This window comes from Ruegeria pomeroyi DSS-3, from assembly GCF_000011965.2.
GTDB lineage: Bacteria > Pseudomonadota > Alphaproteobacteria > Rhodobacterales > Rhodobacteraceae > Ruegeria_B > Ruegeria_B pomeroyi.
Genome location: NC_003911.12, coordinates 1,431,075 through 1,443,810 on the forward strand (window position 1 = coordinate 1,431,075; position 12,736 = coordinate 1,443,810).

Annotated in this window: 13 protein-coding genes; 6 read left to right on the forward strand and 7 right to left on the reverse strand. The window is 65.2% G+C overall.

Annotation, left to right across the window (positions count from 1 at the left end):
- Positions 1–31 precede the first annotated feature (31 nt).
- Positions 32–523 (forward strand): hypothetical protein, encoded by a 492-nt coding sequence (locus SPO_RS06960; protein WP_051420329.1) that lies wholly within the window; start codon positions 32–34, stop codon positions 521–523.
- Here SPO_RS06960 and SPO_RS06965 read toward each other — a convergent pair.
- Complete coding sequence (locus SPO_RS06965; RefSeq protein WP_011047103.1) at positions 517–1,437, reverse strand: DMT family transporter; 921 nt, start codon at positions 1,435–1,437, stop codon at positions 517–519. The genes SPO_RS06960 and SPO_RS06965 overlap by 7 nt on opposite strands.
- 126 nt (positions 1,438–1,563) lie before the next feature.
- The gene (gene ilvC / locus SPO_RS06970) at positions 1,564–2,586 is read right to left on the reverse strand and encodes a ketol-acid reductoisomerase (RefSeq protein WP_011047104.1); all 1,023 of its coding nucleotides are present in this window, start codon (positions 2,584–2,586) and stop codon (positions 1,564–1,566) included.
- A gap of 131 nt (positions 2,587–2,717) precedes the next feature.
- On the opposite strand from ilvC, the gene SPO_RS06975 reads away from it, so the two are divergent.
- Together SPO_RS06975 and SPO_RS06980 are read left to right on the forward strand one after the other, a co-directional pair.
- Positions 2,718–3,173 carry an Lrp/AsnC family transcriptional regulator gene (locus SPO_RS06975; RefSeq protein ID WP_011047105.1) on the forward strand — a complete coding sequence of 152 codons (456 nt, stop codon included), beginning with the start codon at positions 2,718–2,720 and terminating at the stop codon, positions 3,171–3,173.
- Complete coding sequence (locus tag SPO_RS06980; protein ID WP_011047106.1) at positions 3,170–3,628, forward strand: Lrp/AsnC family transcriptional regulator; 459 nt, start codon at positions 3,170–3,172, stop codon at positions 3,626–3,628. The genes SPO_RS06975 and SPO_RS06980 overlap by 4 nt, the downstream gene beginning before the upstream one ends.
- Here SPO_RS06980 and SPO_RS06985 read toward each other — a convergent pair.
- Complete coding sequence (locus tag SPO_RS06985) at positions 3,625–4,326, reverse strand: GntR family transcriptional regulator (RefSeq protein ID WP_011047107.1); 702 nt, start codon at positions 4,324–4,326, stop codon at positions 3,625–3,627. The two genes, SPO_RS06980 and SPO_RS06985, sit on opposite strands and share 4 nt — an antisense overlap.
- A gap of 510 nt (positions 4,327–4,836) precedes the next feature.
- Here SPO_RS06985 and SPO_RS06990 point away from each other — a divergent pair.
- The gene (locus SPO_RS06990) at positions 4,837–5,964 is read left to right on the forward strand and encodes an aminotransferase class V-fold PLP-dependent enzyme (RefSeq protein ID WP_011047108.1); all 1,128 of its coding nucleotides are present in this window, start codon (positions 4,837–4,839) and stop codon (positions 5,962–5,964) included.
- A gap of 64 nt (positions 5,965–6,028) precedes the next feature.
- Here the strand turns inward: SPO_RS06990 and SPO_RS06995 are convergent, their stop codons facing one another.
- Complete coding sequence (locus SPO_RS06995) at positions 6,029–7,225, reverse strand: UbiH/UbiF family hydroxylase (RefSeq protein WP_011047109.1); 1,197 nt, start codon at positions 7,223–7,225, stop codon at positions 6,029–6,031.
- 77 nt (positions 7,226–7,302) lie between these two features.
- Positions 7,303–7,551: a hypothetical protein gene (locus SPO_RS07000; protein ID WP_011047110.1), complete on the reverse strand. Its 249-nt coding sequence runs from the start codon at positions 7,549–7,551 to the stop codon at positions 7,303–7,305.
- A gap of 198 nt (positions 7,552–7,749) precedes the next feature.
- Here SPO_RS07000 and SPO_RS07005 point away from each other — a divergent pair, with 198 nt between their 5' ends.
- Entirely contained in the window at positions 7,750–9,318 is a 1,569-nt protein-coding gene (locus SPO_RS07005) for a ComEC/Rec2 family competence protein (RefSeq protein ID WP_011047111.1), read from the forward strand.
- Between the two features lie 6 nt (positions 9,319–9,324).
- Here the strand turns inward: SPO_RS07005 and SPO_RS07010 are convergent, their stop codons facing one another.
- The gene (locus SPO_RS07010) at positions 9,325–9,969 is read right to left on the reverse strand and encodes a pyrimidine 5'-nucleotidase (protein ID WP_011047112.1); all 645 of its coding nucleotides are present in this window, start codon (positions 9,967–9,969) and stop codon (positions 9,325–9,327) included.
- Between the two features lie 100 nt (positions 9,970–10,069).
- On the opposite strand from SPO_RS07010, the gene SPO_RS07015 reads away from it, so the two are divergent.
- Positions 10,070–10,720: a GntR family transcriptional regulator gene (locus SPO_RS07015; RefSeq protein WP_011047113.1), complete on the forward strand. Its 651-nt coding sequence runs from the start codon at positions 10,070–10,072 to the stop codon at positions 10,718–10,720.
- A gap of 46 nt (positions 10,721–10,766) precedes the next feature.
- Here the strand turns inward: SPO_RS07015 and SPO_RS07020 are convergent, their stop codons facing one another.
- Positions 10,767–12,701, reverse strand: a complete 1,935-nt coding sequence (locus SPO_RS07020; RefSeq protein ID WP_051420428.1) for a glycosyltransferase family 2 protein — start codon at positions 12,699–12,701, stop codon at positions 10,767–10,769.
- Between the last annotated feature and the right edge of the window lie 35 nt (positions 12,702–12,736).

The window sequence follows — 12,736 nt, forward strand, 5'->3', positions numbered from 1 at the left end:
TCCTGCCCCCGATCATCAGGGAGAATTCGGGATGTTTCGTTCTTTGACCACCTTTGCCTTGCTGCTTTCGGCCGGAATGGCCCAGGCCGGGATGACGGTCGATCTGCTGCCGCCCTGGGACGGCAAGAAGATTCCCAAGGGCCAGCATTGCCAGTTGCAGGGCGGCAAGGGCGCGACGCCGCCGATGCAGGTTGCGGGCATTCCTGCCGGCACGGTGATGCTGGTGGTGGAATATAACGACAAGACCTACAAACCGCTGTCCAGCAAGGGCGGGCATGGCACCATCGGCTATCCGGTCAAGGGGGCCAGCGCCAAGCTGCCCGCGGTGCCGGGCATGACCGCGAAACTGCCCGGTGGGGCTCGGGTTGTGGCCCCGGCGCGCAGCACCGGTGAATACGCCTCCAAGGGCTATTTGCCGCCCTGTTCGGGCGGGCGTGGCAACACCTATGAGGCGGTGGTGCAGGCGGTGGGTGCCGACGGCAAGGTGCTGGAGCGGGTCAAGCTGAAGATCGGCCGTTATTGACGGGTGAACAGCCGCCTGAGCGCGCCATACTGGCTGAGCCCGACCCCGCCCAGGATCAGCAAGAGCGACCAAAGCAGCACCGGCGGCAGCGGCTCTCCCAGCAGGGCCGCGCCCAGCAGGACCGACCAGATCGGCACCTGATAGTTGGTCAGGCTCATGAACACCGGCCCGGCGCTGCGGATCAGGGTGACACGCAACAGATTGGCCGCGGCCGTGGGCACCATGCCCAGGAACACGATCAGGCCCAGCGTGCGCAGATCGGTGGAGGGCGGCGGGCCTTCGGCGATCCAGGCCATCGGCAGCACCGCGACCACCCCGATCAGCAACAGCACGGTTGACAGGCCCATCGGATCGACCGCCGGCAGCCGTCGCATCAGGATCGAGGCCACCGCATAACAGGCGGTCGCCGCCAGACAGGCCAGCCGCCCGGGCAGTTCCAGCGCGGCGCCGCTGCTCTCGAACGCCTGCGCGCCCATCAACAGCGCAACCCCGGCAAAGCCGATGGCAAACCCCAGCGCGCGGCGCCAGGTCATCCGCTCGCCCGGGACAAAGAAATGCGCCAGCGGCAGCACCATCAGGGCGATCGAGGCCATCGAAACGCCGGTAAACCCGGCCGTCACATATTGCTGGCCCCAGGCGATCAGCGAGAAGGGCACCGCCGAACTGAGCAGCGCGATGATCACGAGCGAGAGACGCTCTGACCCGCTGAGCGGCGCCGAGAACAACCGCCCGCCCATCGCGCGCCAGACCAGGGTGCTGAGCAGCGCCCCGAAACAGACCCGCCCGGCGGCCAGCCAAAAGGGCGTGATCCCCTCGAGCGCCAGTTCGTTGATCAGAAAGGTCCCGCCCCAGACAAAGCCCAGCGTCGCCACCATCGCCCAGCTTTTCGCCGTTATGTCAGGGGATTGGGTCACGGGTGGCCTTTCGCTGGGATCCGCTCACTTGACCCCGCTCCGGTGCCGGGGTCAATCCGGAACGCTTCGTTCGGTAACGAAAACGGGCGCCACAGGGGCGCCCGTTTCGATGGGTCTGAACCCGGATCAGTTCTTCGACTTGTCGACCATCTTGCCGGCCGAGATCCAGGGCATCATGTCGCGCAGCTTCTGGCCGACCTGTTCGATCTGGTGCTCGTCATTGGCACGGCGCGAGGCTTTGATGGTCGGCTGGCCAACCGCGTTTTCCAGCATGAAGTCGCGGACGAACTTGCCCTGCTGGATGTCGGTCAGAACCGCCTTCATCGACGCCTTGGTCTGCTCATAGGGCAGGATGCGCGGGCCGGTGACATACTGGCCGTATTCGGCGGTGTTCGAGATCGAGTAATCCATGTTGGCGATGCCGCCTTCATAGATCAGGTCGACGATCAGCTTCACCTCGTGCAGACATTCGAAATAGGCCATTTCCGGAGCGTATCCGGCCTCGACCAGGGTCTCGAACCCGCAGCGGATCAGCTCGACCAGACCACCGCACAGCACGGCCTGCTCGCCGAACAGGTCGGTTTCGCATTCCTCGCGGAAGTTGGTCTCGATGATGCCCGAACGGCCGCCGCCGATGGCCGAGCAGTAGGACAGGCCGATTTCCAGCGCCTTGCCGGTGGCATCGGTGTGAACGGCCACCAGGCAGGGCACGCCGCCGCCCTTGGTGTATTCGCCGCGCACGGTGTGGCCGGGGCCCTTGGGCGCCATCATGATGACGTCGACGCCTTCCTTGGGCTCGATCAGGCCGAAATGCACGTTCAGGCCGTGGGCAAAGGCAATCGCCGCGCCGGGACGGATGTTGTCATGCACGTATTTCTTGTAGGTCTCGGCCTGCAGTTCGTCGGGCATGGTGAACATGATCACGTCGCACCAGGCCGCCGCTTCGGCGATGCCCATGACGGTCAGCCCTTCGCCTTCGGCTTTCTTGGCCGAGGCCGAGCCTTCGCGCAGGGCGACGACCAGGTTCTTGGCACCGCTGTCGCGCAGGTTCAGCGCGTGGGCGTGACCCTGCGAGCCATAGCCCAGGATGGCCACTTTCTTGTCCTTGATCAGGTTGATGTCGCAGTCACGATCGTAATAGACGCGCATGATGCCGGTCCTTTCTGTTTCGGTTGCCGCGTTTCTATCGGCTGTGACGCCGAGGTTCGAGAGGAATGAGGTTGAGATTTCGCCGGTTTGATGAAAGATAATTCGTCAAGTTTGGGAAATACGGAAAATTCATGCTCGATGATATCGACCGCCGCATTCTGCGCCATTATCAGGCCGACCCGAGCCTCAGCGCCGGTGAACTGGCCGAGCGCTGCCGGATCACGTCGGGCGTCTGCTGGCGGCGGATCGAAAAGATGCAGGCGGCCGGCATCATCCAGGGGCAGGAGGCGGTGATCGACTGGGCGGCGCTGGGCTTTGCGGTCGAGGTCAGCCTGCGTGTCACGCTCGACAAGACCCAGCCGCGCGCCTTTGACGATTTCATCGAGGCCGCCCGCAAGGTGCCCGAGGTCATCGAAATCCAGACCTTTCTGGGCCGGGTCGATGTGCGCCTGTCGGTGATTGCGCGGGACATGGCCCATTACCAGCAGCTGTATCGCGACCGCATCCTGACCCTGCCGCATATCGCCGATATCGAGGCGCTGATGCATATCGCGCGGCTCAAGCGGGACGAGGTGCTGCCGGTATGACGGAACTCGACGAGATCGACCGCAAGCTGCTGCGCGCGCTGGCCCAGGATGCGACCCAAAGCGCGGGTGCGCTGGGGCGCCGCTTTGGCCTGTCGCAACCCGCCACCTGGCGGCGCATCCGCAGGCTGGAGGAGGCGGGCGTGATCAAGGGCCGCCGCCTGCGCCTGAATGCCGAGGCGCTGGGATTTGGCGTCACCGTGTTTCTGGGGGTCAAGCTGGCACGCAAGGGCCGCGTCAGCCTCGAGGATTTCGAACGCGCCGTCAGCGCCATCCCCGAGGTGCAGACGGTCGAGCATGTGCTGGGCCTGTACGATTACCGCCTGCGGGTGGTGGCGCGCGATCTGAGCGATTTCGAACGCATCCTGCGGCGGCGCATCATGACCCTGCCCGGGGCGGGCGAGGTCGAGGCCAACGTACTTCTCAGCGAGGAGCGCCTGCCGGGGCCGATCGGTTAATAGGCGGTCCGAACGCGAAAGCCCGGGTGATGGGTCAGCCGGGCAAAGGTCACCGGCTGACCCTTCAGCCAGGTGGTGCGCTCCATCTGCATCACCGGCATGCCGACCGAGGTCGACAGGAACTCGGCCAGGCGGCTGTCGGCGCCGATGGCGCCAAAGGCGATCTCGGCATCGGTAAAGGGAATCGCGGTCATCAGCCATTCGGTGGGGCCGATCCGACTCAGATCCGCCTGCTCCATCGCGGGCACGGCGGCCAGGCTGACCCAACGTTCCTCCAGCTGGAAGGGCCGGTTATCGGCGTAATGCATGCACAAAAGATGCAGCACGCGGGTGCCAGGGGGTAAACCCAGTTGCGAGCTCAGCCAGGCCGGCGCGGCGATCTCCGCCCGCTCGACCAGGGCATAGCGGTAATCGCCGTTCTGCTCCTCGACCACGCGGCGGGCCAGCGAGATTTCGAAACGGGCCTGGCGCACGGGCGCCGTCTTGACCCGGGTGCCGCTCTTGCGTTTGCGCTCGACAAATCCCTGTTCGGCAAGTTCGCGCAATGCCCGGTTCACGGTGGCCCGGGCGCAGCCGAATTCCTCGGCCAGGTCCGACTCGGTCGGAAGCAATGTTCCCTGCGGCCAGATCCGGCTTTCGATCCGGCGTTTCACCTCGTCACGGACGGCATGAAAGCTGGTTCGCTTCTGCTGTTTCAAGGGTAGGTTGTCCTCTGCCTGTATTGCGTGTGTGTTTGTGCCCGCATTTAGCGGAAGCTGTAAAGGGGAGTTGATCCTAACTAGCGTCATATCTGGTTCAAGCACAGGCATATTCAATTCAACATCGCGATACCGGGAAAATCGTGGTTAACACATGTGAGACCTTGTGCCAGCTGACCGGCGTTTGATGTCGCCGCTTCGAGGTTTGTGCGGTTGGTTGACACAAATCCGGTCACGTTTGGCATCATTTTGCCGTGAGATCAGGAAGCGGGTTGGGACGGTCGCCGTTTCCGGTTCACGATTCGCCTTTGTTCGACCAAAGCCGCCTTTCGTCCATCTGGCGGCCCCCAAAGGTGACGCGCCTCTGTTTCTTCTGTTCGAAAATACCTTGGGGTCCGGGGCAAAGCCCCGGCTCCGTTCGCGCGGCCAATCGGCGCAGGACACGCGGGTGCTTTACCCGGCCCTGCAAAGGCGCCATGAAAGACGCCGGAACAAGGAGAGGAGCCCGCCATGGCCGCATTACTGGAGACTGTCGACCCCGAGGGGCTCGAGGAATTCTCGGTCGTTTTCACCGACCGTTCGCTCAATCACATGTCGTCGGTGTTCCAGCAGGTGATGCGCGACATTTCCGGGATGCTGGGCGCGGTCTATAATACCGACGCGGTCGCGGTCATTCCAGGCGGTGGCACCTATGCGATGGAGGCGGTCGCACGCCAGTTCGCCCGGGGCGCACGGGTGCTGGTGGTGCGCAACGGCTGGTTCTCGTATCGCTGGAGCCAGATCATCGAGACCGGCGGGTTGACCGCCGAAACCACGGTGATGAAGGCGCGCCGCAGCGGCAATGAAAGCACCGCGCCCTTTGCGCCGGCCCCGATTGAGGACGTGGTGACGGCTATCCGCGAGCAGAAACCCGATGTGGTCTTTGCCCCGCATGTGGAAACTGCCGCCGGGGTGATCCTGCCCGATGACTACATCACCGCCATGGCCGCCGCCGCGCATGAGGTGGGTGCGCTGATGGTGCTCGACTGTATCGCCAGCGGCTGTGTCTGGGTGGATATGAAGGCGACCGGCGTCGACGTATTGATCTCGGCCCCGCAAAAGGGTTGGAGCGCCTCGCCCTGCGCCGGACTGGTGATGCTGTCCGAGCGCGCAGAGGCGCGGCTGGCCGAGACGCAGTCGGACAGTTTCGCCATCGACCTCAAGAAATGGCGCGACATCATGAAGGCCTATGAAGGCGGCGGTCACGCCTATCACGCCACCATGCCCACCGACGCGCTGCGCGCCTTCCGCGACACCATGGCCGAAACCCGCGACTATGGGTTCGAACGGCTGCGCGAGGCGCAATGGGCGCTGGGCAACGGCGTGCGCGCGCTGCTCAGGGACAAGGGCATCGTTTCGGTCGCCGCCGACGGCTTCGGCGCTCCTGGCGTCGTGGTGAGCTATACCAGCGATCCCGATATCCAGAACGGCAAGAAATTCGCCGCGCTGGGCATGCAGATCGCCGCCGGTGTGCCGCTGCAATGTGACGAGCCGGCCGATTTCCGTACCTTCCGGCTGGGCCTGTTCGGCCTCGACAAGCTCTATGATGTCGAGGGCACGATTGCCCGGTTGAAGCGGGTGCTGGACCAGGTGCTCTGAAACGCTCCTCCGCCCTTGCGGGCGTCCTCGCTGCGAAGACGCCCGCAAGGGCGGATTGAGCGTTCTAGCGTACGCCCAGACCCATCTGCATCAGGGTTCGGCGGACCGGTGCCAGCGAATAGAGCGCGTTGAGCCCCATAGCGCGCGCGTCCCGCAAGGGACGCGCCTCGACCATTGAGGCGCGATTGAGCAGGTCGATGCCCTTCACCCGCAACTCGATCTCGGCGTGGCGCGCCTTGTGATAGGCCGCCAGCATCTGCGCATCGCCCAAGTCCTCGGGCCGGGCCTGCGCCAGCTCCAGCAATGAACGCAGGTCGCCCAGCGACATGTTCAGCCCCTGGGCGCCGATCGGCGGCACCACATGCGCGGCCTCGGCCATCAGCGCGATACGCTCGCCCGAGAGCCGTTCTGCCGATTGGCTGATGATCGGCCAGATGGTGCGGCGCGAGGCCAGTTTCAGCGGCCCGAACAACCCGCAGGAGCGTTCGGTCATCGCCGCCTCAAACGCCTCGGGCGCCATGTCCAGCAATTCCAGCGCCTTTGGTCCACGCTCCATCCAGACCACCGCAGACGAGGGCTGCCCCTGCCAGTCGGGCAGTGGCACCAGCGTGAACGGTCCGCCCGACCGGTGGATTTCGGTCGAGACATTCTGATGGGCAATCGGGTGGGTGACGGCAAAGGCCAGTGCCTTTTGCCCATAGCGGGTGGTCTTGACCCCGATCCCCGCCGCCTCGCGCATGGGCGAGCTACGTCCGTCCGCAGCCAGCACCAGCTTGCAGGTGACGCGGGACCCGTCGCTCAACCCCACCCGTGCCTCGGCGGTGCGGGTGAACAGGCTGCTGGTGGCGGTGCCGGGGCGGAAATCCACATTGGGCAGTTCGGCCAGCCGCGCCACCATCTCGCGCCGGAGCAGCCAGTTGGGCAGGTTCCAGCCAAAGGGCCTGTCGCTCAGATCGGCGGCGTTGAAATCGCGCACCACACGCGGTTCGGGCACCTCGCCGCCCGCATCGACGATGCGCATGATCTGCAAGGGCGCGGCATGATCGGCCAGCCGGGCCCAGAGGCCGCAATTGTCCAGCAGCACCTGCGCCGGTTGCAGAAAGGCGGTGGTGCGCAGATCCGATCCATCCACGTCGCGTTTGGTCACCGGCGGGGCCGGATCGACGCAGATGACCGAAAATCCGGCGCTGCCAAAGGCCGCCGCCGCAGTCAGCCCGGCGATGCCGCCGCCGGAAATCAGGATGTCGCAGCTCTCGTGCATGGGCAGGCTCCGTCTGTTGCGCGGCACCCTATGCCGGAACACGCCCAGGTTCCAAGCGACATCCTGTCCGGGCGCGCTCACCCCCGGGTGATCAGGATCAGCAGCGTCCAGATCACCGGCACCAGTGCCAGTGCGGGGATATAGAGTCCGGGAATGCCAAACAGCAGGATCGCGATGCCCCACAGGCTGAGCCCGGCAACAATGGCGTAATAGATGTTGTCGCTGTCACCATAGGCCACTTCCTTGGCAATGCGCCCCAGAAGCGGCACGGAAAACAGCAGGCGCTGGCCCAGGGGCAGGTTGCGGGGCAGGTCGATGGCGCTCATGTCAGGTCCTTTCTGAAATCTGTCAGGGGTCAGATAGGTGTTAGAACCTGAGTCAAAAGATCACCTTTTGCCGCAGTGCAGCGCGATGCCGCAGCCCCTGCGGCGCGGCGCCGCTTGCCAACGGGACAGACCCGAGACGCGCAGCCGGGCATATTCTGTGCTATCATCCGGAAATTGTATTAAAGGCGGAGATTTCCCATGACGCTGAAATATGCGCGCGGTCCGGTCAGCTACCTTTACCGCGACGTTGAAAAGAACGGCAAGACCAGTCGCCGCAAGGTCAAACAGGTGCTTTGGGGCGACTGGATCGACGTGCGCGATCCCATCGATGCCACCTGGGCCCATGTCCGCTATGGCAAGAAACCCTATCTGATGAAACGCGCCGAGTTGCAGGACGAGCGGGTGCTGGAGCTGATCTTTCTCGACATCGGGCAGGGCGACGCCTGTATCCTGACCGAGCCGGGCCACCATCACCCGCCCCGGGTGATGGTGATCGACGCCGGGATCGGGCGCAATACCAACGGGTTTCTGAACTGGCGGTTCCGCGATTTCGACAATTCGGGCCAGATCCATGCCGCCATCGTCACCCATCCGGATGCCGACCACTATCGCGGCTTCCAACCGATCTTCGAGAACCGCCGCCTGCGGATCGACCATGTCTATCACAGCGGGCTGGTCGAGCGGGTTGGAGACGATCTGCTGGGACCCGAGCAGGGCGGTTATCTGAGCGATATCGTGGCCAGCGACGCACAGCTGCGCCCGCTGCTGGCCGATCCGGCGCGGCGCGGACGCAAGCTTTATCCCAAACTGATGCAAACCGCGCTGGAGACCGACCGGATCGGCCCTGTCACCGCGCTCACTACCACCCATGCGGTACAGGAGAACGGGCGTGCCTGGCTGCCGGGGTTTGCCCCCGCTGATGGCGGGCTGATAACCATCGAGGTTCTGGGGCCGGTGGTCGAACCCGATGCCGCAGGCCAGCCGCGCCTGCGCGCCTTTGGCGACAGGCCGACCTCACGGTCGATGGATGAAGGCAAGACCAAGAACGGCCATTCGGTGCTGTTGCGGCTGGATTTCAACGGGTTCCGGGTGTTGTTCGGCGGCGATCTCAACACCTCGGCAGAGTGCTTTCTGATGCAGCATTATGGCGGCGTGCCGGTCTCGGCACCGCTGGCGGCAAGCGCGGCGGAACTGGCGGCCATCGCCCGGCCCGAGGCCATCGCCGCCGCCGGTGAACGGTTCGGTGTCGATCTGATGAAGATCTGTCATCACGGGTCCTCGGACGTGACCGAGGAGTTTCTGCAGGCCGCCCATGCCGCCGCCTATGTGGTCTCGTCAGGCGACGAGGAGGGGCATGTGCATCCGCGCCCCGACTTGTTGGGTCTGTTGGGCAAGATGGGCGCCGGGGCGCGGCCCCTGCTGCTGTCGACCGAGCTTCTGCGTTCGACGCGCGAGCGTGAGCGGGACGACCTGCGCCCGACGCTCGACCGGCTGAACGGGCGGATCGAGGCAGAGCTGGCCAGGGGCGCGGCGGCGGATGCAACTGCGCTGAAAGAGATGCGCGCGGCCAAGCGCAAGCTGCTGGACGAGGTGTTCCGCCGCAATGTCGGCGTCTACGGTGCCATCAACCTGCGCACCGACGGGCGCGACGCGGTGATCGCCTTTCGCAAGGAAAAGGCGCCCGCGCACCGGCGCTGGTTCTATTACGAGATGCGGCGCGACCCTGACAGCGGCGGTTTCCTGCCCGTGCTGGGTGACGGGCACTGAGCGCCGTCAGGTCAGCCGCGAGAGAAAGGCGGTCAGATCGTCGGTATGGTGGTGGATGTGGTCGGCCGGATGCGGATCGGGGGCCACATGCACCGTGCGCATCCCCATCTCGTGCGGGGCGGTCAGATTGCGGGGGTCGTCCTCGAACATGGCGGCGCGCTCGGGGATCACCCCGTCGCGGGTGAACACCTCTTCGAATGCGGCGCGCTCGGGCTTGGGTCGGTATCCCGCGTGCTCGACCCCATAGATGGCATCGAAGAGGCCGGTCAGCCCGCGCGCGGCCAGCACCCGCTCGGCATAAGGCGCCGAGCCGTTGGTATAGACGATGCGGCGGCCGGGAAGGGCGCGGATATGGCTGGCCAGCGCGGTGTCGGGGGTCATGTGGCTCATGTCCACCTCATGCACCGCCACCAGATAGGGATCGGGGTCGAGCCCGTGTTCGCGCATCAACCCGGCGAGCGTGGTGCCGTATTGCCGCCAATAGTGCGCGCGCAGGCGGTCGGCCTCGGCCCGGGTGACGCCGAGCGCCTCCATCACATAGGCTGTCATCCGCACTTCGATCTGGTCGAACAGACGCATCGCGGGCGGATAAAGGGTGTTGTCCAGATCGAACACCCAGGTCGTCACATGAGAGAAAGCTTCGCGCACCATGGCCCGGATCTAGGGCAGATAGCGCGTGTGCGCAATGGCAGGGTTGATCCGGGCGGGTCCCGGCGGATACACAAGTCCGAACAGGGAGAAGAGAACAGCAATGACCCAGGGCCGCCCGGCGCAGAAAGACGCCTATCACCTGATCCTCGAAGCTATCGACAGCGGCATCTACAAACCCGGCGACCGGTTGGTGGAAAGCGAGTTGGCCGAACGGTTCGGGGTGTCGCGCACACCGATCCGCGAGGCGCTGCAACGGCTTGAGACCCAGTCGCTGCTGGAACGCGATGGGCGCTCGATGATCGTGGCCTCGCTGGACCATAACCAGATGGCCGAGCTCTATCAGGTGCGGCGCGAGCTGGAGGGGCTGGCGGCGCGGCTGGCCGCGCGCCATGCCACCGCCGAAGAGATCGCGGTGCTGCGCGACATGGTGGTGGCCGATGACAAGCTGGTGGGCAACCCGCAAGCGCTGAGCCGGGCCAACCGGCGGTTTCACGAACAGATCCATCTGGCCTCGCACAACCGTTACCTGGTGCAGCAGCTTGACCTGGTGCACCGGACCATGGCGCTGATGGCGACCACCTCGCTGGCCGCCGAAGGGCGCGGCGAGATCGCGCAGAACGAGCACAAGGGGATCGTCGAGGCCATCGCCGCGCGCAACGAGGACGCGGCCGAAAAGGCGCTCAAGGACCACATCTCGATCGCCTTCATGACCCGCCTCAAGCTGGACGCCGACAGCCGCGAGCGACGCTGACGGGGGGTGGGGGGCAGGATTTCGACGAAATCCTGCTGACAGGGTTTTAATGAAAACCCTGTTGGCGCGCGCCCTCCAGGGAACTGCCCGGCGGCGGGGCTGGTTTTTCCTCGCAGGCCTGGCCGTGCTGGGTCTTGTCCCAAAAATAGGGATTGACCATCAACTCGTAGAGCGCCTTGTAGGCCGCCAGCACACCGAGTGGAAAGTATAGCGGCATGGTCAGCGCCCAGGGGATCAGGAACCGCCGCTGGGCGCCGGACACGGCGACCAACCCGATTGCCAGCCCCAGAAGCTCGGTCGCCCCGAAAATCGCGGTGCACAGGAACAGCACCGGCGCCGACAAGACACCCTCCATGGGATGGGGCAGACCGAACAGGATCAGCCAGAAGGACCACAGCACCGGCGCCAGCAGGAACTGGCCCAGCGTTCCAAGGAAAAACGCCTGAACCCCCAGAAACCGCCGCGTGCCCAGATCGGACCACAGGCGCAGCGGCGCGCGCATATGCACCAGATAGGTGACCATGAACCCCTTGAGCCAGCGCGAGCGCTGCTTGACCCAGGGCCAGGGGCGGAAATTCGCCTCTTCATAGGTCACCGTGTCGATCAGTTCGGTCCGGTATCCGGCCCGGCAGAGGCGCACGCCCAGGTCGGCATCCTCGGTCACGTTATGGGCGTCCCAGCCGCCCAGCTCCTCAAGCACGCGGCGGCGGAAGAACAGGGTCGTTCCGCCCAGCGGCACCACCAGGCCCAGACGGGCGATTCCGGGCAGGACGATGCGGAACCAGCTGGCATATTCGATGGTGAAACAGCGCGCCCGCCAGCTGCTGCGCGGGTTGTAGTAATCGAGGATGCCCTGCAGGCAGACCACCTCCTGGGGCGCCTGGGCGAAATGGGCCGCCACATGTTCGAGCTGGTCGGCCACCGGCGCGTCCTCGGCATCCCAGACGCCGACGATCTCGCCCCGGCAGAAATCGAGCGCATAGTTCATCGCCCGCGGCTTGGTTGTGAGCCCCTGATGGCCGGGAACCTCGATCACCCGCATCCAGGCCGGTAGGGTGCATTGGGACAGGGTCTGGCGGGTCACTTCGTCCTTTTCCTCGAGCACCAGAATGACATCCAGCAGCGCCTTGGGATAGGTCAGCCGGCTGAGCCGGGTAACCAGCGCGGTGGCGATCTCGCGCTCCTTGTAAAGCGGTACCAGGACCGAGATCTTGGGCAGTCGCAGGCCCTGGATCTCTGCGGCCAGCCCGGGGGCATGCGGCGCGGTCAAATGGGACTGGTTCATCAGATGCGCCAACAGGGCCACCGCCTTGAGGCCAGCGAACAAGGACAAGGTGAACACCGCGGCCAGAAACAGCAGGGTAAGGCCCTTTATCGGTGCCAGCAGCAGCAGGATCAGCAGTGAAAGCAGGACCACACTGCCCGCGATCCGGCTGCGCCAGTTCCAGGTACGGCAGCTGTAGAGCGGCGCGACCCGGGTTTCGGCCAGTTGTGCCAGGGTCGGCGCGTAATGCCGGGCCAGGGCGGTGTCGATCTGGTCGCGGCTGGAAAGTGCCGGCATCAGGAGGATGCCGGTCTGCGCCATTTCGGCGCGCAACTGGTCGAACCGGTCGGGGCGGGCGGTGGCGATGATCACCATCGGCCCCAAACGCATCCAGGGGATGGCCCCATGCCGCAGCCAGAAATCGAGCGGCATCAGACCGCAGAGTTCGGCGCGCGGCGGGTCGGAGGCCAGATCGGCCCATTGCACCCCGTTCTGCAGGGCCAGCGCGCGCAGGATATCATTGGGTTCGGCCCAGCCCTCGGCGATCAGGATCTCTCCAATCGGCGCATCGAGCCGCAGTTGCATCTGCAGGGCCTGCACCAGCTGCGCCTGGCTGATCACCCCGCTGCGCACCAGATAGCGCCCCAGCGGCAGATGCGGTTCCGGCGCCGGATGGGCCAGGCTGGCAGAGCTTAGCCTGAGATGTAGGTCGCTCATGATGTGCAGCCCCGACAACCGTTCCGGCAGTCAGG

Coding starts and splice junctions, on each gene's coding strand:
- SPO_RS06960 (WP_051420329.1), top strand. CDS start 32: ATGTTTCGTTCTTTGACCACCTTTGCCTTGCTGCTTTCGGCCGGAATG.
- ilvC (WP_011047104.1), bottom strand. CDS start 2,586: ATGCGCGTCTATTACGATCGTGACTGCGACATCAACCTGATCAAGGAC.
- SPO_RS06975 (WP_011047105.1), top strand. CDS start 2,718: ATGCTCGATGATATCGACCGCCGCATTCTGCGCCATTATCAGGCCGAC.
- SPO_RS06980 (WP_011047106.1), top strand. CDS start 3,170: ATGACGGAACTCGACGAGATCGACCGCAAGCTGCTGCGCGCGCTGGCC.
- SPO_RS06990 (WP_011047108.1), top strand. CDS start 4,837: ATGGCCGCATTACTGGAGACTGTCGACCCCGAGGGGCTCGAGGAATTC.
- SPO_RS06995 (WP_011047109.1), bottom strand. CDS start 7,225: ATGCACGAGAGCTGCGACATCCTGATTTCCGGCGGCGGCATCGCCGGG.
- SPO_RS07000 (WP_011047110.1), bottom strand. CDS start 7,551: ATGAGCGCCATCGACCTGCCCCGCAACCTGCCCCTGGGCCAGCGCCTG.
- SPO_RS07005 (WP_011047111.1), top strand. CDS start 7,750: ATGACGCTGAAATATGCGCGCGGTCCGGTCAGCTACCTTTACCGCGAC.
- SPO_RS07010 (WP_011047112.1), bottom strand. CDS start 9,969: ATGGTGCGCGAAGCTTTCTCTCATGTGACGACCTGGGTGTTCGATCTG.
- SPO_RS07015 (WP_011047113.1), top strand. CDS start 10,070: ATGACCCAGGGCCGCCCGGCGCAGAAAGACGCCTATCACCTGATCCTC.
- SPO_RS07020 (WP_051420428.1), bottom strand. CDS start 12,701: ATGAGCGACCTACATCTCAGGCTAAGCTCTGCCAGCCTGGCCCATCCG.